Annotated in this window: 22 protein-coding genes; 9 read left to right on the top strand and 13 right to left on the bottom strand. The window is 26.2% G+C overall.

Features of this window, described 5'->3' with window-relative positions; all coding sequences use genetic code 11:
* Window position 1: 1 nt before the first annotated feature.
* Genes ATH_RS09425 through ATH_RS09400 form a run of 6 tightly spaced genes read left to right on the top strand, consistent with a single transcriptional unit; the run spans window position 2 to window position 8,216 of the window.
* Window positions 2-1,225, top strand: a complete 1,224-nt coding sequence (locus tag ATH_RS09425; protein ID WP_208854818.1) for a restriction endonuclease subunit S — start codon at window positions 2-4, stop codon at window positions 1,223-1,225.
* A 9-nt stretch (window positions 1,226-1,234) separates the two neighbouring features.
* Window positions 1,235-2,365, top strand: a complete 1,131-nt coding sequence (locus tag ATH_RS09420) for a coiled-coil domain-containing protein (protein ID WP_066180493.1) — start codon at window positions 1,235-1,237, stop codon at window positions 2,363-2,365.
* Between the two features lie 47 nt (window positions 2,366-2,412).
* The gene (locus ATH_RS09415) at window positions 2,413-3,402 is read left to right on the top strand and encodes an SMEK domain-containing protein (protein WP_066390061.1); all 990 of its coding nucleotides are present in this window, start codon (window positions 2,413-2,415) and stop codon (window positions 3,400-3,402) included.
* Window positions 3,399-3,632: an ABC-three component system middle component 6 gene (locus ATH_RS09410; RefSeq protein ID WP_066180499.1), complete on the top strand. Its 234-nt coding sequence runs from the start codon at window positions 3,399-3,401 to the stop codon at window positions 3,630-3,632. Before ATH_RS09415 ends, ATH_RS09410 begins: the two co-directional genes overlap by 4 nt.
* On the top strand, window positions 3,604-5,316 hold the full coding sequence (locus ATH_RS09405; protein ID WP_066180502.1) for a DUF2326 domain-containing protein: 1,713 nt from the start codon (window positions 3,604-3,606) through the stop codon (window positions 5,314-5,316). Before ATH_RS09410 ends, ATH_RS09405 begins: the two co-directional genes overlap by 29 nt.
* Window positions 5,317-5,357: 41 nt before the next feature.
* The gene (locus ATH_RS09400) at window positions 5,358-8,216 is read left to right on the top strand and encodes a type I restriction endonuclease subunit R (RefSeq protein WP_066180505.1); all 2,859 of its coding nucleotides are present in this window, start codon (window positions 5,358-5,360) and stop codon (window positions 8,214-8,216) included.
* 52 nt (window positions 8,217-8,268) lie between these two features.
* Here the strand turns inward: ATH_RS09400 and ATH_RS09395 are convergent, their stop codons facing one another.
* The 11 genes from ATH_RS09395 to ATH_RS09345 form a co-directional block, all read right to left on the bottom strand.
* Entirely contained in the window at window positions 8,269-8,985 is a 717-nt protein-coding gene (locus ATH_RS09395; protein WP_066180508.1) for an AMIN domain-containing protein, read from the bottom strand.
* Window positions 8,982-9,221, bottom strand: coding sequence for an FtsB family cell division protein (locus tag ATH_RS09390; protein ID WP_066180511.1), 240 nt, complete (start codon window positions 9,219-9,221; stop codon window positions 8,982-8,984). Before ATH_RS09390 ends, ATH_RS09395 begins: the two co-directional genes overlap by 4 nt.
* Window positions 9,221-10,498 (bottom strand): phosphopyruvate hydratase, encoded by a 1,278-nt coding sequence (gene eno / locus ATH_RS09385; protein WP_066180514.1) that lies wholly within the window; start codon window positions 10,496-10,498, stop codon window positions 9,221-9,223. Before eno ends, ATH_RS09390 begins: the two co-directional genes overlap by 1 nt.
* Before the next feature lie 105 nt (window positions 10,499-10,603).
* Entirely contained in the window at window positions 10,604-11,473 is an 870-nt protein-coding gene (locus tag ATH_RS09380; RefSeq protein ID WP_066180517.1) for a biotin synthase, read from the bottom strand.
* The gene (locus ATH_RS09375; protein WP_066180521.1) at window positions 11,463-11,975 is read right to left on the bottom strand and encodes a metallophosphoesterase family protein; all 513 of its coding nucleotides are present in this window, start codon (window positions 11,973-11,975) and stop codon (window positions 11,463-11,465) included. Before ATH_RS09375 ends, ATH_RS09380 begins: the two co-directional genes overlap by 11 nt.
* On the bottom strand, window positions 11,976-14,309 hold the full coding sequence (gene topA / locus ATH_RS09370) for a type I DNA topoisomerase (RefSeq protein ID WP_066180523.1): 2,334 nt from the start codon (window positions 14,307-14,309) through the stop codon (window positions 11,976-11,978).
* 88 nt (window positions 14,310-14,397) lie between these two features.
* On the bottom strand, window positions 14,398-15,768 hold the full coding sequence (locus tag ATH_RS09365; RefSeq protein WP_066390065.1) for a DUF4885 family protein: 1,371 nt from the start codon (window positions 15,766-15,768) through the stop codon (window positions 14,398-14,400).
* A gap of 288 nt (window positions 15,769-16,056) precedes the next feature.
* Complete coding sequence (locus ATH_RS09360; protein ID WP_066172572.1) at window positions 16,057-16,842, bottom strand: UDP-N-acetylmuramate dehydrogenase; 786 nt, start codon at window positions 16,840-16,842, stop codon at window positions 16,057-16,059.
* On the bottom strand, window positions 16,842-17,708 hold the full coding sequence (locus tag ATH_RS09355) for a menaquinone biosynthesis family protein (RefSeq protein WP_066172570.1): 867 nt from the start codon (window positions 17,706-17,708) through the stop codon (window positions 16,842-16,844). Before ATH_RS09355 ends, ATH_RS09360 begins: the two co-directional genes overlap by 1 nt.
* Window positions 17,705-18,463, bottom strand: a complete 759-nt coding sequence (locus tag ATH_RS09350) for a hypothetical protein (RefSeq protein WP_066172567.1) — start codon at window positions 18,461-18,463, stop codon at window positions 17,705-17,707. The genes ATH_RS09355 and ATH_RS09350 overlap by 4 nt, the downstream gene beginning before the upstream one ends.
* Before the next feature lie 11 nt (window positions 18,464-18,474).
* Window positions 18,475-20,208, bottom strand: coding sequence for an ATP-binding protein (locus tag ATH_RS09345; protein ID WP_066390066.1), 1,734 nt, complete (start codon window positions 20,206-20,208; stop codon window positions 18,475-18,477).
* 110 nt (window positions 20,209-20,318) lie between these two features.
* Between ATH_RS09345 and ATH_RS09340 the strand changes: the two genes are divergently transcribed.
* Both ATH_RS09340 and dauA read left to right on the top strand, forming a co-directional pair.
* Window positions 20,319-20,930, top strand: coding sequence for a tetratricopeptide repeat protein (locus tag ATH_RS09340; protein WP_066172562.1), 612 nt, complete (start codon window positions 20,319-20,321; stop codon window positions 20,928-20,930).
* A gap of 11 nt (window positions 20,931-20,941) precedes the next feature.
* The gene (gene dauA / locus ATH_RS09335) at window positions 20,942-22,582 is read left to right on the top strand and encodes a C4-dicarboxylic acid transporter DauA (protein ID WP_228140834.1); all 1,641 of its coding nucleotides are present in this window, start codon (window positions 20,942-20,944) and stop codon (window positions 22,580-22,582) included.
* 2 nt (window positions 22,583-22,584) lie between these two features.
* Here the strand turns inward: dauA and ATH_RS09330 are convergent, their stop codons facing one another.
* Both ATH_RS09330 and nfo read right to left on the bottom strand, forming a co-directional pair.
* A complete protein-coding gene (locus ATH_RS09330; RefSeq protein WP_066172559.1) occupies window positions 22,585-23,775 on the bottom strand; it encodes a multidrug effflux MFS transporter in 1,191 nt (396 codons plus the stop codon).
* Window position 23,776: 1 nt separating this feature from the next.
* Entirely contained in the window at window positions 23,777-24,622 is an 846-nt protein-coding gene (gene nfo, locus ATH_RS09325) for a deoxyribonuclease IV (protein WP_066178214.1), read from the bottom strand.
* A gap of 200 nt (window positions 24,623-24,822) precedes the next feature.
* On the opposite strand from nfo, the gene ATH_RS09320 reads away from it, so the two are divergent.
* A complete protein-coding gene (locus ATH_RS09320) occupies window positions 24,823-26,169 on the top strand; it encodes a sodium-dependent transporter (protein ID WP_066172552.1) in 1,347 nt (448 codons plus the stop codon).
* Window positions 26,170-26,198: the final 29 nt, after the last annotated feature.

The raw sequence follows: 26,198 nt of genomic DNA, 5'->3' as shown, positions 1-26,198 counted from the left end.
AATGAGTAAAAATATAAATGTACCAAAATTAAGATTTAAAGAGTTTAGTGGAGAGTGGGAAGAAAAAAAGTTTGAAGATATTTTTAGTTTTTCAATAGGTAAAAATATAAAACAAAATGAAGCTTCACCAGATTATGAAACTCCTTGTGTTCGGTATGGAGAACTTTATCATATGTATAATGAAGTTATTTTAAAAGTAATTAATAAAACAAATTTAGACAAATCCGAACTTTTATTTAGTGATGGAGATGAAATATTAATGCCATCAGCAGGAGAAGACCCGCTAGATATTGGTTTGGCTTCAGCTTTAACTTTAAAAAATGTAGCAATAGGAAGAACAATAAATATTTTAAAACCACTAAAACAAAATATATATTCTCAAATATTTGTTTCATACTATATAAATTCAAAACTAAGAAAGAAAATATCAACATTGGCAAAAGGTTCAAGTATTAGCAATGTTTATAATTCAGATTTAAAACAATTAAAAGCAAAATTACCAACTTTAGAAGAACAAGAAAAAATTGCTATATTTTTAAATAGTGTTGATGAGAAAATAGAAAAACTTACAAAAAAAGATGAACTTTTACAACAATATAAAAAATCTATTATGCAAAAAATCTTTTCTCAAGAGATTATATTTAAAGATGATAAAGGGAAAGAGTTTCCAGAGTGGGAAATAATATCATTAAAATCAATTTTTAAAGAAAGAAAACAAATGGTAACAAAATCTAAAAACTATGAACATATTTCATTGACTGTTGAAGGAGTTGTTGCAAAAACTGAAAGATATGAAAGGGATTTTCTTGTTAGTGATGATAGTATAAAAAAATATAAGGTTACCAAATTAAATGATATTTGTTACAATCCAGCAAATTTAAAATTTGGAGTTATTGCTAGAAATAAATATAAAGATGGGATTTTTTCACCTATATATGTAACATTTGAAGTGATAAACGCAAATATTAGTTTTATTGAATACCTTGTTACACGAAGAGATTTTATAAATAGTGTTAGAAAATATGAAGAAGGCACTGTTTATGAAAGACAAGCTGTTAAAGCTGAAGATTTTTTAAGATTTTCTATAAAATTACCGCAAATTGAAGAACAAAATAAAATAGCAAACTTTTTATCTAGTATAGATGATAAAATAGAAGAAAACCAAAAAATCTTAAAAAAATCAAAAGAGTTTAAAAAATCTCTTTTACAACAGATGTTTGTATAGGAGAGAAATATGTATAAAGAAATTTCAAAAGAGTTAAAAGCTTCACTTTTTCAAAGAATAAAATCGCCATTTTTTAGTTCTTTTTTAATAGGTATTTTGATATTTAATTATAGATATATTCTTGTATTATTATCTACAAAATCAATAGAAGATAAATTTAATTTTATAGATACATATAAACCAACTTTAATTTTTGAACTTCCATATATAGACTTGTTTTATCAAACTACTTTAATTTATCCATTTTTCTTTGCTTTTGTTTGGATAGGAATTATACCTTTCTTTGAAAGATATATTTCAATGCCGATATGGAAATGGCATCAAAATAAATTAAAGGAAAAATTTGCAAAACTAGAAAAAGAAGAGATATTTTTAGGAAGTGAAAGAGATAAATATTTGAGTTCTATATCCAACATAAGAAAAAAGACAAAAAAGTTAGAAGAAGAATTAACAAATATTGATTTAGCAACTCAAACTAAAATAGAAAAAGCAATAAAAAATGAACAAGAAAAATTTGAACAAGAAAAAGAGAGACTAAATGCTGATATTGAAATTAGATTAAAGGCAAAAGAAGATGAGATAAAAAAACAAAAAGATGAAGAAATAATTAATGTTAAGAAGTTACTGAAAGAATCTGAAGAATTAAATAATAAAACTAAAAATAATTTAGAAAAACTACAAACCGATAATCAAAACTTTAGACAAGATTTAATACAAAAGTATGAAAAAGGGATTAGTGAAAAAGATGATGAAGTAAATGCTATAAGAAAGACAAATGAAGAATTGAAAAATAAGTTAACTAATTATGAAAATGAATTCAAAAAATTGGAAGAATTTGAGAAAAGAGAAAAAGAGACTAATAGAATGTTTGAATTACAAAAAAAAGATATTTTAAAAGATTTTACAATAGATGAAATAAAATTTTTAGAAATAATTTATAAAAACAATATACAAGATAATCATTTGTATTCAAATTTTATTGATGAAATACAAAAATATTATTCTAATAAAAGAATGGATTTGGAAAAAATATTAGAAGATTTGATAGAGAAAAAATTTATAACAAGTAATGGTGGATATATTTATTATGCAAAGGATATAAAAGATTTAATATATAAGGCTTTTAAAAACAATTATTAACTAAACTTAAAGTATAATAAAAGATTAGTTATTTTAAGGCAAATAAAATGGTTGAAACTAGAGAAGAGATATTTAATAAAATTAGTAAAAGTTTAGCTATTACAAAATATGATATTGAACATAGACAATCAATAAATGATTATGGTTTAAATATACACTCAGAAAACTTTTTTAGAGATATTTTAAATTTTATTTATGGATATGAACTTATTAATTCAAATAAAGAAAAACAAAATACTCCTTTTATTGATTTAGTTGATAAAAAAAGAAAACTGTTTTTTCAAATTACAACTACAAGAACAAAAGATAAAATTGAAAATACACTACAAGTTTTTAATGATGGAAATTATAAAGATTATGAAATTAAAATTTTATATTTATTAGAAAAATCAAAACCAAATCAAGAAACAATAAAAGAGCTTAATTCTAAATATAATATTGATTTATTATATTGCTTATATGATTCAAGTGATTTAATAAGAGAGATAAATGATTTAGAAACTACAAAATTAAAAGATTTGTATAATAAATATTTTAATAGTTTAGAAAATAAATATTCAGAACTTGCTGTATTGGATTTGGTTATTAAACATTTAATTCAAAAAAAGATTAGAATAGCTTATGGAAATGATGATTTTGGAACTATTGAAAGTAATGAAAAATTAAAATTAAATCAAATAAACCAAAGAATTTCATCTCAAATTAACAGTGGGCTTGATTATAGAGTATTGATTGATAAACTTGAAGAAGATAATACAATTACAGATTTAAAAGCTTTGATTGTAGAAGATAAATATAAATCGATATTAGAGAGAAAATTACTAACTAAAGTAAAAAAAGAAGAAATATTAAATAAAAATATATCAGAACTACATATTTTATCAAAATTACACAATTTAGATTTTAATGAAATTATAAATGAACTATATGAAAATATAAAAAGTGAAGTTGAAATTGATGATTTTAATTCACTAAATGTAATTTGGATAATAATATCATTTTTCTTTGAAATATGTGATATTGGGATAAAAGAATGATAATGCCTACAAAAATAATTCAACCAGTTGATAGTTTGATTAGTATTTCATCTGTTGTTTTAGATATTCTTAAAAATGAAGCAATATCTTTAGATGATTTATTAGATAGGTTAAATGAAAAATATTATAAAAAAATATCTATTGAAAAATTAATTTTGTGTATAGATTTTCTATATATAATAAATAAAGTGGAGAGTAACGATGAAACTATTACAATTAACATCAGATAATCCAAAATTTAAAACATTAAATTTCAAAGATGGTTTAAATATAGTTGTTGGTACACAATTAACAGATGAACAAAAGAAAACAATAAATGGATTGGGTAAAAGTTTATCATTATCTTTAATTCATTATATGTTTGGTTCAAAATTTAAGACATCTTCAGAGAAAAAACTAGAAAAATATTTGTCAGAATATGGAATTTTTGAACTCTCTTTAATTCATAACAATCAAGAATATACAATAAAAAAAGATTTTTCAAAATCGGAGTTTTATATAAATGATGAAAAAATAGTGAAAGCAAACTATCCAAGCAAATTGACAGAGATATTTCTAGGAGATAATTGCGAAATATCTTTTAAACAACTATTCAATTGTTTTTCAAGAAGATTTAGTAGTGAAGTGAGTTATTATAGTAATGTTTTAACTCAACAAGGAAGACCTTTAGAAGATTATTATCAAAAAATGTCTAACTTATTTTTATTAGGAATTAATCTGTCATTAGTTAAAAGAAATTTTGATATAAAAGATAAGTTATCTAAATTGAAAAGTGCAGAAAAAACATTAAAAGAGTATGAAAAAAAACTTGATAAAAATAATATTAATGATATTAAAGATGAAATTAATAGATTAGAAGAGCAGTTAGATAAATTTATTATTGCTGAAAATTATGATAGTTTAAAACAAGAGGCAGATATATTAACTCAAAATATTAATGATTTTAGAAATAAAATTTATATCATTTCTAAAAAAATAAAAATGAAAGAGTTAAATTTAGAAAGCTCTGAAAATATTGATGTTGATATTGAAAAGATTAAAGAAATTTATGATGAAGCAAATTTCTTTTTTGAAGAAAAAATTACTAAGCGATTAGAAGAAGCTCAAGAGTTTCATAATAATTTGATACAAAATAGGAAAAAAAGATTATCCATAGAGTTAAATGATTTGAATATTGAATTAATAAAGTTAGAACAAAGTATGCAAGAAATATCAACTAAAAGAGATAGCATAATAAAAGATTTGAATAACAGTGGAGCTTTAGAAGAGAGGGATAGCCTAAAAGATAGGATAAAAACACTTGAAGAAGAACAAAAAGATTTAGAGAAATATGAACATATTTTAAATGATTTTAAAAAAGATAAAGTTCAATTAGAAATGAATGAAACTATAATAAAAAAAGAGAGTTTATCTTATTTAGAAAAAAATCATAACAGATTTGAAGAAATAGAACAGAAATTTAGAAGTTTGGTTAAAAGATTTTATGATAATACAGGTGGTTCACTAAAAATAGTAGAAACACCAACAGCCAGATATTTATTTGATATTATTAGTGATATACCAAAACAAGGTTCACAAGGAGTTGGAGAAGTTAAAATCTTTTGTTATGATGTATTGCTTTATCTGTTAAATCCTAAATTATTAGAGTTTTTATCTCACGATGGTTGTGTTTTTTCAGAGATGGATAAAAGACAAAAAACTATGATTTTTAAGCTTATAACTGAACTTGTACAAAATAGCTCTTTACAATATTTTATAAATGTTGGAGATAGCACATTAAATGAAGTATTAGATAAAAATAAGCAAATAAATATTTTATCAGAAGAAGAAAAAAAAGTTATAGAAGATAGTATTATCTTAGAATTAAATGATATTGAACCAAAAAATTGGTTATTTGGAGAAAGTTTTAATTAAAATTATTCAACTGAAAATATAGTAACTTAGGTAAATCAATAATGAACACACAAGATGAAGCAACATTAGAAGAGAATTTAATCAAACAATTACAGAGCTTGGATTATGAAAGAGTTTATATAAAAGATGAAAAAGAGCTTTTAGGAAATCTAAAAAAACAGCTTGAAATTCACAATAAAATAACTTTAAGCCAAGCAGAGTTTCAAAGAGTATTAAATCATCTAAACAAAGGCGATATATTTGATAAAGCTGAAACTTTAAGAGGTAAATATGCACTTTTAAAAGATGACAATAAAACAACCATATATATTGAGTTTTTGGATAGTATAAATTGGTGTCAAAATATTTTTCAAGTAACTTCTCAAGTAACAATACAAGGAGCTTATAAAAATAGATATGATGTAACGCTTCTTATAAATGGTTTGCCACTTGTACAAATAGAGTTAAAAAGAAGAGGATTAGAGCTAAAAGAAGCTTTTAATCAGATAAACAGATACCAAAGACACTCATATAGTTTTAATAGTGCTTTATTCTCATATATTCAAATATTTGTAATCTCAAATGGAGTAAATACAAAATATTACTCAAACAACAAAAAACAGTCATTTAAACAAACATTCTTTTGGGCAGATGAAAGCAATAACAATATCACAGAATTAAGCCAATTTACAAAACAGTTTTTAGAAAAATGCCATATATCTAAAATGATATGTAGATATATAGTTTTAGCACAAGTTCCAAAGATACTTATGGTTTTACGACCTTATCAGTTTTGGGCTGTTGAAGCTATCATAAATAGAGTAAAAAATACAAATAAAAATGGCTATATTTGGCATACAACAGGAAGTGGAAAAACTTTGACATCGTTTAAAGCTTCACAAATTCTTACAAATTTTAGTGAAGTTGAAAAAGTAGTTTTTGTTGTAGATAGAAAAGATTTAGACTCTCAAACTACAAAAGAGTTTAATAGTTTTAGTTCAGGAAGTGTAGATGGCACAGACAATACAAAAACTTTAGTAAAGCAGTTCTTAGGAGTTTATAAAAATAAAAAAGGAGAGCTAAAAGATAGCAAACTTATCATAACAACTATTCAAAAACTAAACAATGCTATAAATAATCAAAGATATTTAAAAGATATGCAAAACCTAAAAGATAAAAAAATAGTTTTTATATTTGATGAGTGTCATAGAAGCCAGTTTGGAGAAGCACACAAAAATATTGTTAAGTTTTTTACAAATGCACAACTTATGGGTTTCACAGGAACACCAATATTTGAAGATAATGCTTTGGGAAATAAGTTTGGAAAAAGAACAACAGCAGAACTTTTTGGAGATAGACTTCACAAATATATCATAACAAATGCAATAAAAGATGAAAATGTATTGAAGTTTTCAGTTGAATATGTAGGAAGATATAAGAAAAAAGATAGTGCAAATGAGATAGATATTGAAGTTGAAGGAATTGATACAAAAGAGTTATTTGAAAGCAATGATAGAATTGAGAAAATAGTTGATTATATCTTGACAAATCATGATAGAAAAACTCACTCAAAAGAGTTTAACTCTATTTTTGCTGTTAGTAGTGTTGAGGTTTTGTGTAAATACTATGAAGCTTTTAAAAAGAAAAATCAAGATTTAAAGATTGCAACAATATTTTCATACAGTGCAAATGAAGATGACAAAGATGCAAATGGAATTTATGCTTTAGATGAGAGTGATATTTTGATTGATGAAACAAATATAAATCAGCACTCAAGAGATAAATTAGAAGAGTATATAAGCGATTATAATAAGCTATTTGATACAAATTACACTACAAAAGATACAAAAAGTTTTTATAACTATTATGATGATATTTCAAGAAGAACAAAGAAAAAAGAGATAGATATTTTGCTTGTTGTAAATATGTTTTTGACTGGTTTTGATGCACCTAGTTTAAATACTTTATATGTAGATAAAAATTTAAAATATCATGGATTAATCCAAGCTTTCAGTAGAACAAATAGAATTTTAAATGAAAAAAAATCTCAAGGAAATATAGTTTGTTTTAGAAACTTAAAAAATGCAACAGATGAAGCAATAGCTCTTTTTTCAAATCAAGAGAATGTTGATAAAGTTTTGATGGAATCTTATGAGTATTATGTACAAAAATTTAATGAAATTTTTATAAGGCTTTTACAAATAGCTCCTAGTGTGAGTAGTGTGGATAGTATAATAGACGAAAATATACAGCTAGAGTTTATAAAAACTTTTAGAGAGATGATTAGAGTTAAAAATATTTTGGAAGGATTTAGTGATTTTAAATGGTTTGATTTATCTATGAGTGAACAACAATTTGAAGATTATAAATCAAAATATTTAGACCTTTATGACAAGATAAAAAGAGAAAATAGCTCAAATGATAAAAAAGTATCTATTTTGAAAGATGTAGATTTTGAATTAGAACTTATTCATAAAGATGAGATAAATGTTTCATATATTTTAAAACTACTTGCAAAATATAGCCAATCAAAACAAAAAGATAAAACAAAACAAAAAGAGAATATTAATAATCTTATAAATTCAAACCCAATATTAAGAAGTAAAAAAGAACTTATTGAAGAATTTATAAATACTACTTTAAGTGGGATTGATATTGAAAATATAGAAGATGAATTCTTTAGGTTTATAGATATTAAAAAAGAGAAATCTTTTAATATTTTATGTAAAGAAGAGAATCTTAATATTGATAAAGCAAAAGAATTGATAGAAAACTATCTTTATGATAGTAGAAAACCACTAAGTGATGACATTGTAGATATTCTTTTGGTAAAACCAAAATTATTGGAAAGAAAAAAAGTAATTCCTAGAGTTTTGGATAAAATTGTAGAATTTGTAGATAAGTTTTATAATTTTAATTAGATTTTATAAATAAGATTAAAAGTAGATAAAAATTCATCTACTTTTAAATATATTACTTTTTAGTAATAGTAATAAGACCTTCTTTTATATCAGTTTCATATTTTGAAACACTATCATTTAATTCAAGAGAAACTCTGAAGAAACCAGCACTATTGTGATTTCCTACTACAAGACTTTTATAGTTTATATCCATAAAAGATTCTCTAACAGTAGAAAAATTTGTTTTTGCTTTGAAGTCAAAGATAAGTTTATTATCTTTATCAAGAGAGAATTTCTTTAAAATTTTATAATCTGTTTTGATTATAAATTTATTTTCATCTATTGAAATTTTTAAAAAAGGAAGAACAGTTCTTTCAATACTAAAAGTTTTTATTTCATCTTTAGCAACTTCATCTTCACTTGCTATATCTGCTCTTGGTTTTACATAAACTACTTGTTCTGGCTCTTTCTTTACATTTTCAAGCTCTTTTTTAATCATCTCTTTTGTTTTTTGTTCATTAGCTTGATTTGATTTTTTAATTATTGCATCAAGCTCTTTTTTCGAATATGTTTTTTCAACTGGCTTTTGAGGAGTAGGCTTTATCTCTTCTTTTTTAGAAGTTTTACTATTTATCTCTTCTTGCATTTTTTTGATATACATATCTTCTTGCATAGCTTCTACTGCTGATTTAAGTTCAGCATCATCTTTATAGTTTGAGAAAGGGTTTTCTCTTGCTTCTAGTGATAAAACTAGTGCAAATAACAATGTAGTCTTTAGTAATTTTTTCATTCTTCTGGCTCCAGGTTTTTAAGTTCAAAATACTCTTTTTGTAATCTAGCATTTTCTCTTTGTAGTCTTGAAATTTCACTCTCTAAGTATACTTTTTTATTCTTTAATGAATCATAAGCAATAAAAGAGTTAGCTCCAAAAAGTAAAATTGCAAAGTGATAAGCAAGAAATAGTGTGAAAATCACTGAAACTATTGATACAATAGCAAATCTTGCTTTTTCACTTTTTATTTTCATTATTTTTTAGAAAAAGGTTCTTTTCCTAAATATTCAGAATATCCTATTTCAGCACCAATTTCAAGAAGTCTATTATATTTTGCAATTCTATCACTTCTTGCTGTGCTACCTGTTTTAATTTGTCCACAATTTAATGCAACAGCGAAATCAGCAATAAATGCATCTTCACTTTCTCCACTTCTGTGGCTCATTACACAATTATAGTTGTTTCTTTGTGCAAGTCTAATTGTCTGCATAGTTTCACTTACACTTCCAATTTGATTTGGTTTAATTAAAATAGAGTTTGCAATACCTTTATTTATACCTTCTGCTAAGATTGAAGCATTTGTTACAAATAGGTCATCTCCTACAAGTTGAACTTTATTTCCAAGTTTTTCAGTTAAGATTTTCCATCCATCCCAGTCATCTTCGCTTAATCCATCTTCTATTGAAACTATTGGATATTTTGAACACAAGTTTTCATAGTAAGCTACAAGTTCTGCACTTGATAATTCTCTATTTTCACTTTTTAATACATATTTTCCAGCATCATTTATAAGTTCACTTGCAGCTACATCAAGTGCAATAGAGATTTGTTCACCAGCTATATAACCAGCTTTTTTAATAGCATTCATAATAACTTGAATTGGTTCTTCATTTGATTTTAAATTTGGTGCAAATCCACCTTCATCACCAACAGCAGTACTTTCTCCCATTTCATCTATGATTTTTTTAAGGTGTTGATATATTTCAGCAACAGCTCTTAAACCCTCATTAAAATTTTCAATCCCTGTTGGCATAATCATAAACTCTTGGAAATCAACAGAGTTATTTGCATGTTCACCACCATTTATGATATTAAACATAGGAACAGGCATAGTCATAGCATTTGCACCACCAAGGTATCTATAAAGTGGCATATTTAATGAAATAGCTGCTGCTCTTGCAACTGCCATAGAAACACCTAAAACAGCATTTGCACCTAGGTTTGAGTAGTTGTTTGTTCCATCAATTTCTTTCATTATTGCATCAATCTCTGCTTGATTAAATGGACTTTGACCTATTAGTTCATCAGCAATTTTTGAATTTACATTTTCAACTGCTTTTAAAACACCTTTTCCTAAATATCTACTATCACCATCTCTTAGCTCTAGAGCTTCTCTTTTACCTGTACTTGCTCCACTTGGAACTATTGCACTAGCTTTTGAACCATCACTTAGAATTACTGTTGCTCTTACAGTAGGATTTCCTCTTGAATCCATTACTTCATCAGCATATATATTATCTATAAATACCACTTGGGCTCCTAGTTTAAAAAATTTGGTTTGATTATATCTAAAAAAATTTTGGCTTTTGCTTTATCAATTCTAATCAAAAAAGATAAAGCAAAAAATTAAGAAATATTATTTTTCGTCAGGCATTAAGTGCATATGTTTAGCTATTTTGAAACCTAGTTTTTCAAGAGCGTCCACATCATCTTTTGGAGTTTTCCCAGTAGTTGTAAGATAATCTCCAATTACAAAAGCATTTGCACCTCGTTTAAAAATCTCATATTGTCTATCTCCAAACATCAATTCTCTTCCACCTGCAACCATTATTTTATGTGCATTTGGGATCATTTCTCTAGCTAAAGTTATTAGATCAAAAGCTTGTTCAATATTTATTGTATTTTTAACTATTGGCAAAGCTTCATTTGGATGGAAAAAATTTAAAGGTACATTCATAGGGTCTAAAGAATTTATAGCTTCAAGCATAGAAACTCTATCTTCTTGTGTTTCACCCATTCCAAAAATTCCACCACAAACAAGTTTTAGACCAGCTTCTTTAACATTTAAGCAAGTTTGGTATCTATCATCCCAAGTGTGAGTTGTGCAAATTGTTTTATAAAAATCTCTTGATGTTTCTAAATTATGATTGTAGTTATCAACTCCAGCAGCTTTTAGCTCTTTTAATTGTTCAACTGTTGCAATTCCATTACATGCGATTACTCTAAGTCCTAAATTTGCAGCTTTTACAGCTTTTGCAGCTTCAGCTACAAATTTTGTTTTTTTATCAGTAAGACCAGCTCCAGCAGTTACTAAACAAAAACCAACTGCTCCATTTGCTCTTGCAATAGTTGCTTCTTTTACTATTTGTTCTATATTTTTTAATTTGTATCTTTGGATATCTGCTTTATATCTTACACTTTGAGTACAGAATTTACAATCTTCGTTGCAAGTACCACTTTCAACATTGCAAATTGCACATAAAAAAATCTCTTCATTATTGTTCATATTTAATCTCTTCCTTATTAAAATTATTTTCTTCAATTCTTTTAAAATAGCGATTGATTATATACTCATTTTCTTTAATTTCTAGTTTCATACACTCTATGAAATCTTTCTCTCTAGCACAAACTTCTCCAGGATTTAGAAATAGTGTTTTGTTTTTATATTCGCAAGAAAATTGATGAGTATGACCAAATATTACGATATCTGCATCAGGATTTAGATAAAAAGGCAAGTGCATAAGTTTAAAAGTTTTATCTTTTATTTTGAAGTAATAAGGCTCTTTTTTGATATTAAAATCATTTGAGTAAGCTAAAAGTTGATTATCGTTATTTCCAAAAACAGCTATATATTTTAAGCCAGAATTTTCTAGTAATTCCAAAGCTTCTTTTTGGCAAATATCTCCTGCATGAATTAAATACTCACAAGATTTAGATTTCAAAAAATCTATGCAAGACTTTAAATAATCTAGTCTGTGATGACTATCTGAGATAATACCTATTTTCATTTACTCTTTTTTTTCTTTTTTAGTACTTGTTGTACTTGCTCTCTTTGTTGTAGTTTTTTTAGCAGGTGCTTTTTTTGTTTTTGAATCTTTTTCAATAATCTCTAAGCACTCTTCTAAAGTAAGAGCTGAAGCATCTTTTGTTTTTGGTATTTTAAAGTTTTTTCTACCTTGTTTTATATATGGACCATATTGACCATTTAAAATTTGAATTTTTTCTTTTGGGAAATCTTGGATTAGTGCTTTTCTCTTCGCTTCATCTATTTCACTTATAATCTCTTTTGCTCTTTTCTCTTCAATTTTATAAGGATCATCAGTTTTTAATGAATAGTAAGTAGATTTTACTTGTAAATATGGACCAAATCTTCCAATATTTGCTTTTATCTCATTTCCATTATCATCAATTCCAACTACTCTTGGAAGTGTAAATAAAAACATAGCTTCATCAAAAGTGATAGTATCCATATTTAACTCTTTTGGAATAGCTACAAATTTTGGTTTTTCTTCATCATCTTTTGTACCAATTTGTATAAATGGACCAAATCTTCCAACTCTTGCACTTACAGGTTTTCCACTTTTTGGATCAATTCCTAGCTCTCTTACTTGTAGATAATCTGATTTATTAATATTCTCTTCTTTATCTTTTATTGTTTCTTTAAAATCTCCATAAAAGCTTCTCATTACATCAACCCAAGCTTTTTTACCATCAGCAATATCATCAAACTCTTCTTCGATTCTTGCAGTGAATCCTAAATCTACAATATTTGAAAAGTGGTCAGTTAAAAAACTATTTACAATCTCTCCTGTTGGAGTTGGGATTAGTTTTTTATCTTCAGTTTTACTTACATATTCTCTTGCTTGAATTGTTGAAATTGTTGGAGCATAAGTTGATGGTCTTCCAATTCCTTCACTTTCAAGCTTTTTTACCAAAGATGCTTCTGTATATCTTGCTGGTGGTTTTGTAAAATGTTGTTCACTTGAAAGATTTTCAAGATTTAAAACTGTACCAACTTTTATTTCTGGTAATATCTTTTCACTACTTTCAAGAACTTCTTCAGGATTATCGCTACCTTCTGTATATGCTTTCATAAATCCAGCAAATATAATTCTTTGACCTTTTGTTTGAAATTCGAACTCTTTTTTAGCTCCAGCTTCTATTTTATAAGTTGTATTTGCTATTTTTGCAACTGCCATTTGAGTTGCTATTGTTCTTTTCCAAATTAAACTATAAAGTCTATATTGAGCTGAATCTAAATAAGCTTTTACATCTGATGGTTTCAAACTCATATCCACAGGTCTTATAGCTTCGTGAGCTTCTTGAGCTCCTTTTGCTTTTGATTTAAAAACTCTTGGTTTTGTTAAAGAGTAATCTTTCCCATATTCCTCTTCAATGACTTTTTTAGCAGCACTTGTAGCAAGAGTAGAAAGATTTAAAGAGTCAGTTCTCATATAAGTAATTAAACCACCTGTATGATTTGGAATATTTGCAGTATTCCCTTCATAAAGTTGTTGAGCTATCATCATAGTTTGTGCAACACTTAAACCTATTTTTCTTGAAGCCTCTTGTTGTAGAGTTGAAGTAGTAAATGGAGCAGCAGGATTTCTTGTGCTATCTTTTTCTTCAATATCAACTAAAGTAAAGTTTCCATTATTTAAAGAAGCTTCAATCTCTCTTGCTTCTTTTTCATTTCTTACTTTTAAAAGTTTTCCATTTTTCTTTGCAAGTTCACTTTGAAGTTCAGGATTTATGAAATCTGCTTTAATTTTCCAAAACTCTTCTGGTACAAAAGCTCTTATTTCATTCTCTCTTTCAACAATAATTCTAACAGCAACACTTTGAACACGACCAGCACTTAAACCATATCTTACTTTTTTCCATAAAAGTGGAGATAGCTCATATCCAACAGCTCTATCAAGAATTCTTCTTGCTTGTTGAGCATCTACAAGGTTTTGATCAACATCTCTAGGATTTTGTAATGCTTTAAGTATTGCATCTTTTGTAATTTCGTGAAAAACTATTCTTTTTATTGGATTTTTTTCAATTTTAAGTGCAGGAATTAAGTGCCAAGCAATAGCTTCTCCCTCTCTATCCTCATCGGCCGCTAGATAGATTGTAGTATCTTTTGTAATATTCTTTTTTAATTCAGCAATAACTTTTCTTTTGTCAGTTGATACTTGATAGCTTGGTTTGAAGTTATCTTCTGGATCAAAACCTAAAGTAGATTTTGGTAAATCTCTTACATGACCCATAGATGCCATAACTGTGTAATCACTTCCTAGAAATTTTGATATTGTTTTTGCTTTTGCTGGAGACTCGACTATTACTAAATTTTTCACTTAAATTACCTTCATATTTTATAAAAGTTTGCATTCTAACATAAAATTTGTAAGGTTTTCTTAATGCAAAATTTAATTATAATTAAATCTATACTTTAGAATTAGATTTTAGTTCTTCCCAATCTTCAAGTAATTCAAAGAATTTCTTATCTAATTTATCATCACTTTTACCAAATAGATATTTTTGAATAAGAAGAAGTTTTAGTAATTCTGGATTATCTTTATATTTATCTATTAAATCAATATTGTTTGATTTAAATAAATTTAAATTTGAATCTTCAATATCTAGTGATTCTTTTATAATATCTTGTTTAGTTTTATTATTTTCTATACTTGATTTGTCAGTTTGAAAAGCTTCACCAAAAGTTTTTGGTAAAGAGGTTTTTAGCTTATCAATCCAATCTCTTTTTTCAGAACCAAAGTTTTCATTTTGACCAACATCATAAAAACTTCCATTTTTATAATCTATTGAAAGATTCATATCAGGAACATTATCAAATCCTTTAAGAGCTAAATCATTTAATATTTTTACATTATGGTCAAACATTAAACCTTTGTATTGTTCAGGAATATCATTTGATTTTATAACACCTTCTTTATATAATTCTATAATATCTACTCCATCTTGTGTAAAAAACTTTCCATCTTTGTTTTCTAAATCTCTTAAATCATAACCCGTTTTATCTTTTATCTCATGAAATATCTGATATTTAGCTTCATTACTTCTATTTATTTGAGTATTTTTATATTCATAATTACTTTGTATAATATGAATATAAAGGTTTTTTGAATTATCTGCTGTATTTAGAGCATCTTCTAAAAGAGTTTTTAGATTATTATCATCAATTCCACTAACATTTACTTTAAAATCATAAGGGTCAATAGTAAAACTAATATTTGTATCTTTTGGAATATCTATATCGTATCTATTTAAAAGTTCTTGAAATTGATTATTTATTCTATCTCTATAATATACCTTTGATTCGGCTTGAAATATACTATCATAAACTGCATTCATATCTTTTACAAGATAATCTTTTGAACTAGCATTACTAAGGTAGCCTCTAAAAAAATAATTTGTTTCAGTCTCATATGCAATTTCTCTTTCAATAGTATTTAATTCTTTTATATAATATTTATACTGTGGATTGTTATATTTATCCCACATATGTTGCATAGGATCTGAAAATTTCTTATTTTGCTCATTCATAGTTTTATAATGTTCTTTTAGTTTATTTTGCCAAGCTTCACTATCTGCATTAATATAGCTATTATCAGAAGGTTTTAAAAAAGTTTGTTCATCTAAAGAGGATAATTTATTTAAACTATTTAAAGTATTAGAATTAATATTTAGATTTACTTCATTTTTATTATTAGAGTTATTTGAAGAATTATTGTGTTGTGTTACTTTAATTCCACTTTGTGAGCTAAATGAAGATGCACTTGTATTTATAATCATATCAAAAACCCCTTTAAAATAATTACTTTTCTTAATACTAGTTTAATTAACCTTTGTTTAACTTTAATTTTAAATAATGTAAATATATGAGATTAAAAATGGATTGAGAATAAAGAATTTAATAAATATTAATAGATATCTCCTCTAAAGCCAATATCTTCAATTATCACTTCTTTAAAAACTTCATTGGTTTTTTAGATAAGTGATTTTTAAATCTTTTTTCATATTAAAAATCTAAATTTATAATTTTTGAATGAGAAACTTCTTTAACAGCATAAGAGATAATATTTAAGAAAAAACTATAATCTCGGTTTCTAATTCTATGTTAAATTGTTCTTTTACTTTTTGTTTTGCAAGATTTATCAAAGAAATTGCATCTTCAAATGTACCATTTCCATGATTTACTAAGAAGTTTGCATGAGTATTTGAAAACTCCATATCTCCAATTCTATATCCTTTTAATCCAACAGCTTCTATAACTCTTCCTGCAAAATCATTTTTTGGATTTTTAAAACAGCTTCCAGCACTTGCAATATTTGGTTGATTGTCTCTCATCTTCACAAATTCATCTTGTCTTTCTTTGCTAAAGCCTAGCTCTTTTTGGAAAACTACTTCATAAATAATTGTATTTATATTTGTATGTCTATAAGAAAAATCCAAATCTTCTTTTTTTATATATCCATCTTTTGTCTTTATAGAGTGAATATAATTAAAAATTTCCCAAGATTTAAGCCCAGCATTCATTTTTACTAAACCACCTAGATTTCCAGGTAATTTTGCTAAAAACTCTAAATTTGCAATATTATTTTTTCTTGTATAAGTAAGAAGTTTTCCACTACTTGTAGCACATCCAACATAAATTAGATTTTCTTTTTCTTCTATATAATCAAAGTTTTCACCTAAAATTGCAAATTTTTTATTGCAATCTGGAGAGATTAGAAGATTATTTCCTCTTCCAATAATCTGATAATCTTCATAATCTGATATTTGATTTATTACTAAAACTTCTTTTTGGCTTCCAATATGAATTGAAGAGTATCTTTTAAAATCTATTGTTTTAAAGTAGTTTTCCATTAACTGTTTCTTAGCTCTTCATACTCACTTGGGATTAAAAACTCTTCTGCTTTTATTAAATTTTGGTAAAAACCATGTTTATAACCAAGTTCAAAAAGTTTATTTATAGCTTTATATTGAATTGGACTTAAATTTACAGAGTTATCATTTGCATATAAATCTAAATATTTATCTAAAGTTGGAGCATCAACTCTTATTAAACCTTTTTCTAAGAGCATTGGAGCTAAAGTTTTTCTATTTTTATTTGCTACATCAACAGCTTTTATTAAAACATTTTCATATTTTATAGCATCAATTAAAGGAATAGATCTTCTTAAACACATTCCACCAAGAGGTAAAGGAAGAGTTTTATCTTCGCATAAATTTTGCCAAAGATCCCAAACTTCAGCTTCTACTTCAAGCTCATTATTGTAAGTCAAAATTGATTCATGAATTAAAACTCCAGCATCAACTTTTCCATCTATTACAGCTTGTTCAATATCTAAAAAATTCATATAAATGATTCTTGCTTCTGGATAAGAGATTTTAAATATTAGTGCATTTGTTGTAAATTCTCCACTTAAAGCAACTTTGAAATTCCTTTTTAGTTTTACACCTTTTTTCTTAATTAGTTTTGGACCATATCCCTCACCAAAAGAGACAGCAGTTTTCAAAAGAGCATAATCGTCTTTTACAAAAGGATAAAGAGCAAAAGATATTGCACAAATGTCATAAACTCCTTTTAAAGTTGCTTGATTTAATGTTTCAATATCATCCGCAATATTTTCAAATTTGGCATCTTTTATATCAACCCAACCAAATTTAATAGCATAATACATAAATATATCATCTGCATCAGGTGAGTGAGCTACACTTATATTTTTCATATTTCTTCCTTTTTTAAAACTACTTTAGAAAAACTATAAGTAGAGATATTTTCATTTATTAAAGCAATAGTTCCTAAAAGATTTTTATCTAAGATTATTTGCTTTTTATACTCTTTGTTATTTATAGAAAAAGATACAAAATCTTTGTCATTTAGCTTTGCAATATTTAAAAATGTTTGACTAGCTACTAAGTTAGTACCTAATGAAGAGTCATTTGAAAAATATAAAATTGTTCCATTAAAACTTTTTAACTCTTCTGGTTCATTTAATGTGAAATTAGAGTAATTTTTAAAACTATTTTCAAGCTTTTTATTTGTAAAAACTAGTTCAAAATCTGAATATTTTTCTATGTTTTTTAAGATTGCTAAAATATTTTCTATATTTTGATGATTTTCTAAATCATCTCCTAAAACTAAAGCTTTGTTTGAAGCTTTTTTAAATAGTTCAAAACTATCTTCAAACTCCTCTTCTCCGCAAGAGCTTTCAGCAGATAAATAACCAATATCAAGCTCTTCTAAATAATCTTCTAACTCTTTTGATCTATTATTTGTAAAGAAGTATAAAACCAAAGCTAAAACAGCCTCTTCACTTCCTACTTCATATTTTATAAATTGAGAATAAAACTCTTTTAAACTAGCTTTATCAATAGGGTGCATATATGTAAAATCTGATACTTTTTTAATATTTTCAAATAAATTTTTATCTTCAAAAAAAGTTCCAATGCTTAAAATATAATCATATTTTTCTAAATTCATAATTTTCCTTCTTAAAAAAATCCAACTTTTGTCTCTTTATCAAATTGAGACTTTTTCTCTTTTGTAATCTGCTCTTCAAAATCATCTATTGTAAAAACTGCATTATCATTTACAGCTAATTTATAAGCTGTATTTTTAATCACAAGCTCTATTTGCCCACCTGTAAGTTCATGATTTGCAATTTTTTCAAAATCAAAATCTTTTTCTAAAGGTAAAGCACTAGGAGTTAGTTTCTTCCATAATTTTACTCTTTGTTCATGGTTTGGTTTTGTAAATTCTATTTTGTAATTAAATCTTCTTGAGAATGCTTTATCAAGGTTTTCAAGTAGATTTGTAGTAGCTATTAAAATTCCATCAAATCTTTCGATTTGTTCCAAAAATATATTTTGCATTTGGTTATGCATTTTATCAGCACTACTTCCAGTTCCGCTTGTTCTTGAGCTTAAAAATTGGTCAGCTTCATTTAAAAGTAAAACAGGTTCAGTTTTTGTTTGCTCTTTTATTTCATTATATTTATCAAATATATTTCGTACATTTTTTTCACTTTCACCTATATACATTGATAAAATTTTAGAGCAATCAAAACTAAGAACATCTTTTTTTAGTGATCTTGCAAGAGCTAAAGCTGTGATTGTTTTTCCAGTTCCAGCAAGACCATAAAATATGATTTTTGCATCAATTCCTCTTTTTTTATCTTTTATTCCCCAAGATTTAAGTCTATTTATAACACTTTTATCAACTTGTTTTAAAAGATTATCTAAAGTCTCTTTTGTTTTTGGATTTAAAACTACATCTTCTAAAGTCTTAGTTGTCGTGATTAGCTCAAACATCTCTTGCTCTTTTATGATTGTTTCAAGTTTTATTTTTGCAACAGCAGAACCTTTTTTATTTGGATGAGATATTTTATATAAAACTTCATCTGTTATGTAAAAGTTTCTATTTATTCCACCAAAAGGAGTTAAAACTTCATCATAATCAAATAGATTTTTTGAAATAAGTGTTGAGCTTTCTTCTAGTAAACTTCTATATTTTATTTTTTCATAATCATCATTTGAGATTAGTTCAAGTAGATAGTTCATCTCTCTTAATGTTCCATCTCCGCCACTATATTCTTCTTTTAACAAAGCTAGAAATAGTGTTTGCTCTTGTTCATTTAAATTGTGTTCTTTAAAAAACTCTTCTATTAAAATTTTATTTGTTGTTGCATTTATTCTATCTTTAATTCTATTTTCAATAAGTAGAAGTTTGTTTTTAAGTCTGCTTGTATTTGGAGAATTTATATCAAAATTTCTTTTTACACTATTTAGTTGTTGAGAAATATCAATTTTTAGAAATTGATCTTGTAAGTATTCCAAGTGGTCACTATAATTTCTTATTTCAGGTAATATAAATTCACTAGTTCCGCTTTCTAGCATTTTTAAATATGCACTTGATAAAGATATTGAAGAGTTTATTAGCTCAAATTTTGAGGCTTCATTTAGTTTTACTTGTTCAAAAGCTATTTGAATAACCCAACCCAACTCTAAAAGTGATTTTATAATATTTAGCTTCTCAAGATGTTCATATTTTTCAATATTATAAAATTGAGTTAATATATCAATCACACTTAAAACATCTCTTCCTTGCATATACTCTTTTGATAGATATTGCAGGATTTTTGCTTCATCAATACTACATTTTAATTGTGCAAAAAATTTTGTATTTTCTACATCTTTTTCTTTTAGAAAGTCTATTACCTCTTGCATTTAGCTCCGAAAATAAAATTTGAATTAGTTTTTATGATATCTTAAATCGTCTTAACTACAAATGAATGAAAAGATGATAAAATTCATTATATTCTTTCTGGGGAGCATTTATGTCACAATTTATTAAATATTCAATAATAATCTTAATCTCTTTTGCTTTTACTGCTTGTTTTTCAAAATATAAAAATAGTGAAGTTTTACAATCAGAGTTACAAACAGCAGATTCTTGTATAAATAAAAAAGTAAAACTAGAGATGGATTGTTATGATTTAATAGCTTATAAAAATAGTTTTGCACAATTAAGATTGGGAATTTATGAGCTTAAAATAGGAAACTCAACTGTTGCTAAAGATAGATTCCTTTTAGCAAAAGAGGCTGGAAATATCTATGCAAATGTTTTTTTATCTTCAATGTATGAAAACGGAATTTTCTATAAAAAAGATGAAGAGATGGCAATTAAACTTTTAAAAGATGTTGAAAAATTAGATCCAATAGCTGCATATAAAATATCTTTTTATTATTTAGCAAATGATGATGCAAAAAAGGCTATTAAGCTTCTTGAATTTTCAGCAAATGCTGGAGTTAAAGATGCACAAAAAGAGTTAGTGATTTTATATTCAAATGGACAATATATAAAAGAAGATAGTGAAAAATCAAACTATTTTGACTCATTATATCAAGATAAGAAAAAAGATTTTTCAAAAAAAATATATGCTAAATAAAGATAGATAAAATGATAAAAAGTAATATTTTTGCTGGTCTTACGGTTGGAATTATTGCTCTTCCTTTATCTATGGCACTTGCTATTGGAACGGGAGTTCCACCAGAACTAGGGCTTTATACTGCAATTATTGCTGGAATTATTGCAGCTATATTTGGTTCAAGTAAGGTAAATATATCAGGACCAACAGCTGCTTTTATAGTAATTTTAATTCCTATTGTTCAAGAGTTCGGAGTAACTGGACTTTTACTTTGTGGACTTATGTCAGGAGTTATTTTAGTTTTAGTTGGTGCATTTAAGTTAGGAAATCTAATAGAACTTGTTCCATATCCAGTTACAGTTGGATTTACTTCTGGAATTGCTGTTGTAATTGCAACTTTTCAGATAAAAGATTTTTTTGGACTTACAATTGAGAACTTTACAGGTTCATATCTTGATAAAATTTTTTTACTTTTTCAATCTTTTCCTACAATAAACTTATATGAATTTTTAACTGCTAGTTTAACTTTGCTTATTCTTATTTTATGGAAAAAATCAAAAAGTAAGATTCCACCAGCTTTGATAGCTTTAAGTATAGTAACTCTGCTTGTAGCATATTTTAATCATAAGTTTGGGCTAAATATTGCAACTATTCATTCAACTTTTTCTTATGAAGTTGGAGAAAATAGTGGAACAGGAATTCCACCAATTCCTTTACAGTTTATTCTTCCTTGGGAGTTTTTAAAACCAGAAGAGATAAATTTTGCTTTAATTACAAAACTACTTCCTCATGCAATTGCAATTGCAATTTTAGGTGCTTTGGAATCTTTATTGTGTGCAGTTATTAGTGATGGAATAACAGGTAATAAAACAGATCCAAATAAAGAGTTAATAGGTCAAGGAATCACAAATATTGTTGTTCCATTTTTTGGAGGAATTCCAGCAACTGCTGCAATAGCAAGAACGGTTGCAAATATAAATGCAGGTGGAACAGCAAAACTAGCAAGTATAGTTCACTCTTTATTTATTTTAGTTTCAATTTTATTCATTGCTCCATATATCTCTTATCTTCCAATGGCTGGATTATCTGCTCTTTTATTGATAGTTGCTTGGAATATGAGTGAAATTAAACACTTTAAAAATATTATTAAAACTGCACCAAAAGATGATATATATGTACTTCTTACATGTTTTTCATTGACTGTTTTAATTGATATGCAAGTTGCAGTTGCAGTTGGTATTGGATTAGCTTCAGTTCTATTTATAAAAAGAACTATTGAGTTATACTCAATTGAACTTGTAAGTGAAAATAAAACTCTACATCCAGATTTGCCAAAAAATGTTTTGATTTATGATATAAATGGACCAATGTTTTTTGGAGCTGCACAAAAAGCTATGAAAACACTACTTAGCTCAAGTGATAAAAGAGATATTGTTATTTTAAATATGAAAAATGTTTCTATGATTGATATGACAGCTATGGTTGCTTTAAAATCTATTATAGATACATTTGCAGCAAAAAATAAAAAACTTATTCTTTCAGGATTAAATAATAGAGTATTAAAAAAATTAGAAAGAGCAAAATTTGATTATGTTACAAGCTTTTCAAATATTGAAGATTCTTTAGAATATGTAAGGCATCTTGAAAATATAATTTTGAAAGAGAAAGCTTAATATTAAGCTTTCTTCTTCCTAAATACTCTTACAGTGAATACAAAAGATAGGATACTTAAAACAAGAATCAAACTAAGCCAATGAAAGTTTGAAATCTCTACTAGATATCCAGCTATTAAAGTAACTGTTGCTGGAAGTAAAAGTTGTAAAGAACCTAAAAGTGCAGCAGTTGCTCCCAATGATTTTTTTTGTGAAGACATAGCAATAGCAAAAAGACTTGCTTCTGCTAAACCTAAACCAAAGAAAGATATAAAAAATCCAAATACAATTCCATCTAAACCTATAACAGCAATATTTGAGCTTGTAAAACTTATAAGAGCTCCAATAAATATAAAAGTTGCTCCTGTAATAGATAATCTATCCATATCCATAATTTTTAGAAGTTTAGTAGATAATAAAGCTCCAAGTAATAAAGCACTTCCCGTTGCTCCAAAAAGAAGACCAAAAGTTTTTGCATCTATATCATAAACTTCTCTATATGCATAAGAAGCACCTGCAATATATGCAAAAATAAACATATACATAAGACAAGTTGCTAAAGCAGGGATTATAAACTTTTTATCTTTGAAAATTGAAGCATATATAATAAATACATTTTTAAAATTTATTTTTACTCTTTTCTCTTCTTTTAAAGTCTCTTGCAAAGTAAAAACTGATACAAAAGTTAAAATTAGTGCTAAAACACAAAGTACATAAAATATTGATTTCCATCCAAAAATCTGATCAATATATCCACCAATAGCAGGTGCTAAAATTGGAGTAATCGCTCCTATTGTGATTAATATTGCAAATATTTTTGCTGCTACTTTTCCTTTTGAAACATCTCTTATCATACTTATTAGTGAAACATAAGTTAAAGATACTCCCAAACCTTGGATTATTCTATAAAATAAAAATATCTCAACGCTTGATGCAGTTGTAATTAAAAATGAACAAAAAGCATAAACTAAAAAACCAAATAGAAGAAGTTTTTTTCTTCCAAAATAGTCAATAAGTGGTCCAAAAAACAGTTGTCCAATTCCCAAAGCAAAAAGATAAAAAGTAAGCGAAAGCTGTACCTTTGCATATGAAGTTTGGAAATATGTTGCAATATCAGGCATTGAAGCTAGATACATATCAACAGCCATATAACATAAAATTACAATTAGTGAAATTGTTGTTATAAACTTAGGGTTTATTAATCTTTTTTTCAAACTATTTTCCTATAAAACTATATAAAGTTTCTATCTCTTGTGCCCAAATGTTTTCATCTATTGTTTCTAAAACAAGTGGAATATCATCCATTCTAGAATCATTCATTATAAATTTAAAAGCATCCCAACCAATTTGACCAGCTCCAAGGCTATCATGTCTATCAACACGGCTTCCAAGTTCTGGTTTTGAATCATTTATATGCATTCCTGCCAAATATTCTCTTCCTACAATTTTGTCAAATTCTGCCCAAGTTTTATCATAGGCTTCTTTTGTTCTAATATCATAACCAGCTGTAAACATATGACAAGTATCAATACATACACCAATTCTACTTTTATCTTCAACTTTATCTATTAAATATGCAAGATGTTCAAATTTGTAACCAAGATTACTTCCTTGACCAGCAGTATTTTCAATAACAAGTTTAACACCACTTGTTTTTTCTAAAGATATATTTAAACACTCTGCAATATTATCTAAACACTCATCTTCGCTTATTTTTCTTAAGTGAGAACCTGGATGAAAATTTAATTTATCTAAAGCTAATATTTCACATCTTTGAACTTCATCAATAAAACTATTTAAAGATTTTTCTCTAGCATCACTATCTGGATGCCCAAGATTTATAAGATATGAGTTGTGAGGTAAAATATGTTTACTTTGTATTCCACTTTTTTCAAGCTCTTTAAACCATCTATCAATTGTCTCATTATCTAAAGCTTTTGCATTCCATTGTCTTTGATTTTTAGTAAATAAAGCAAAAGCTTTTGCTCCTATTAAACTAGCATTTATTGGTGAATTATAAACTCCACCACTTGCACTCACATGAGCACCAACAAATTTCATTTTAACTCCTATTTATGAATAAAAGTAATATTTATATACATATTATGATAATCTTTATCCAATTTAATTAGAAATTTATAATATCCTAAAACAGCTAAGTATAGAATAATAGAGTGTTTAAGAGATAATAGTATAAAGTAGAGGTAAAAAAATTATAAACTTTTAGATACAATCAAAAAAAGTTTATATCAGAGGTTGTTTTGCATAAAAATAGGTTTTCAAGAGTTGGATATGTTTTGGCGATTGCAGGAAGTGCAATTGGGCTTGGTAATATTTGGAAATTTCCTTATATTACAGGAGAAAATGGTGGTGGAGCTTTTGTTTTAGTATTCTTACTTGCAGTTTTTTCTATTGGAATTTCTATATTCATTGCTGAGGTGATTTTAGGAAAAATTGTAAAAAAAGATGCTGTTACAACTTTTGAAGTTTTATCTCCAAAAAAGCATAAATATTTTAAATATATTGGTTTTACTTTTATAACAGGAATCTTAATAATCTCTTTTTATCCTATTGTTATAGCTTGGATTTTACACTATACAGTTCTAAGCTTTACAACTTTGCCTGCAAGTGTGGATTTAGCTGAAAAGTATTTCTTGAACTATTCACAAACTAATCTTTTATCTCAAATATCATATTTTACATTTGTGTTTGTCTTAATTGCTTTTATTATTTCAAAAGGGATAAAAAAAGGGATAGAAAAATTAAATAATATGCTAATTCCTGCACTATTTATTATATTTATATTGATGTTTTTTTACTCTATTACTTTAAGTGGTTTTCCAAAAGCTATGGAGTTTATGTTTAAAGTAGATTTTGAGAATTTTGATACAAATTCAATCTTAATTGCAGTTGGACATGCATTCTTTTGTTTATCTGTTGGAGTTGTAACTATTTTGACTTATTCAGCTTCTATAAGTGAAGATACACATATCCTAAAAGCAACACTTTTTGTAGTAATTATGGATGTTTTAACTGCATTTTTATCAGGACTTATCATTTTTACAATAATATTTAGTGCAGATGCAAATGTAGATAAAGGAGTAGGATTGGTTTTTATAACTTTACCTGCAATTTTTTCTGATATGGGATTTGCTGGTACAATATTTGCAATATTTTTCTTTCTTGCTTTAGCTTTTGCTGCTATTACATCTGCTGTTTCAATGATAGAACCAGCAATTATGTATTTAATGGAGAGAAAAGGATATAAAAGATTAAAAGCAACAATTACTGTATCTGCTTTTGCATACAGCTTAGGACTTTTAGCAATATTATCTTTTTCAAATGATTTTAAAGATTATTTAACATTTTATGGAAGATCATTTTTTGATTGGTTAGATTTTTCTACATCTGCAATTATGATGCCTCTTGGAGGAATAGCAATATCAATTTTTGTCGCATATATTGCAGATAAAGAAGTTATAAGAAAAGCACTTGAACCATATTTAGGAAAGTTCTTATTCTCTTTATGGCTTATTGTTTTAAGATATTTAACACCTTTTGCAATATTTGTTTTAATGCTAAAAGAAGCAGGGCTTGTAAGTTTTTAGTTTGTAAATTTTTTAGAAAAATATTGAGA

Source organism: Aliarcobacter thereius LMG 24486 (genome assembly GCF_004214815.1).
In the GTDB taxonomy this organism is placed as follows: domain Bacteria; phylum Campylobacterota; class Campylobacteria; order Campylobacterales; family Arcobacteraceae; genus Aliarcobacter; species Aliarcobacter thereius.
Note: the sequence above shows the minus strand (reverse complement) of the source record. Positions and strands in the feature narration are given on the sequence as shown.

Excerpts from the sequence above, each read along its gene's own strand:
- ATH_RS09425 (WP_208854818.1), top strand. The coding sequence starts at position 2 with ATGAGTAAAAATATAAATGTACCAAAATTAAGATTTAAAGAGTTTAGT.
- ATH_RS09420 (WP_066180493.1), top strand. The coding sequence starts at position 1,235 with ATGTATAAAGAAATTTCAAAAGAGTTAAAAGCTTCACTTTTTCAAAGA.
- ATH_RS09415 (WP_066390061.1), top strand. The coding sequence starts at position 2,413 with ATGGTTGAAACTAGAGAAGAGATATTTAATAAAATTAGTAAAAGTTTA.
- ATH_RS09410 (WP_066180499.1), top strand. The coding sequence starts at position 3,399 with ATGATAATGCCTACAAAAATAATTCAACCAGTTGATAGTTTGATTAGT.
- ATH_RS09405 (WP_066180502.1), top strand. The coding sequence starts at position 3,604 with ATGAAACTATTACAATTAACATCAGATAATCCAAAATTTAAAACATTA.
- ATH_RS09400 (WP_066180505.1), top strand. The coding sequence starts at position 5,358 with ATGAACACACAAGATGAAGCAACATTAGAAGAGAATTTAATCAAACAA.
- ATH_RS09395 (WP_066180508.1), bottom strand. The coding sequence starts at position 8,985 with ATGAAAAAATTACTAAAGACTACATTGTTATTTGCACTAGTTTTATCA.
- ATH_RS09390 (WP_066180511.1), bottom strand. The coding sequence starts at position 9,221 with ATGAAAATAAAAAGTGAAAAAGCAAGATTTGCTATTGTATCAATAGTT.
- ATH_RS09380 (WP_066180517.1), bottom strand. The coding sequence starts at position 11,473 with ATGAACAATAATGAAGAGATTTTTTTATGTGCAATTTGCAATGTTGAA.
- ATH_RS09375 (WP_066180521.1), bottom strand. The coding sequence starts at position 11,975 with ATGAAAATAGGTATTATCTCAGATAGTCATCACAGACTAGATTATTTA.
- ATH_RS09365 (WP_066390065.1), bottom strand. The coding sequence starts at position 15,768 with ATGATTATAAATACAAGTGCATCTTCATTTAGCTCACAAAGTGGAATT.
- ATH_RS09360 (WP_066172572.1), bottom strand. The coding sequence starts at position 16,842 with ATGGAAAACTACTTTAAAACAATAGATTTTAAAAGATACTCTTCAATT.
- ATH_RS09355 (WP_066172570.1), bottom strand. The coding sequence starts at position 17,708 with ATGAAAAATATAAGTGTAGCTCACTCACCTGATGCAGATGATATATTT.
- ATH_RS09350 (WP_066172567.1), bottom strand. The coding sequence starts at position 18,463 with ATGAATTTAGAAAAATATGATTATATTTTAAGCATTGGAACTTTTTTT.
- ATH_RS09345 (WP_066390066.1), bottom strand. The coding sequence starts at position 20,208 with ATGCAAGAGGTAATAGACTTTCTAAAAGAAAAAGATGTAGAAAATACA.
- ATH_RS09340 (WP_066172562.1), top strand. The coding sequence starts at position 20,319 with ATGTCACAATTTATTAAATATTCAATAATAATCTTAATCTCTTTTGCT.
- dauA (WP_228140834.1), top strand. The coding sequence starts at position 20,942 with ATGATAAAAAGTAATATTTTTGCTGGTCTTACGGTTGGAATTATTGCT.
- nfo (WP_066178214.1), bottom strand. The coding sequence starts at position 24,622 with ATGAAATTTGTTGGTGCTCATGTGAGTGCAAGTGGTGGAGTTTATAAT.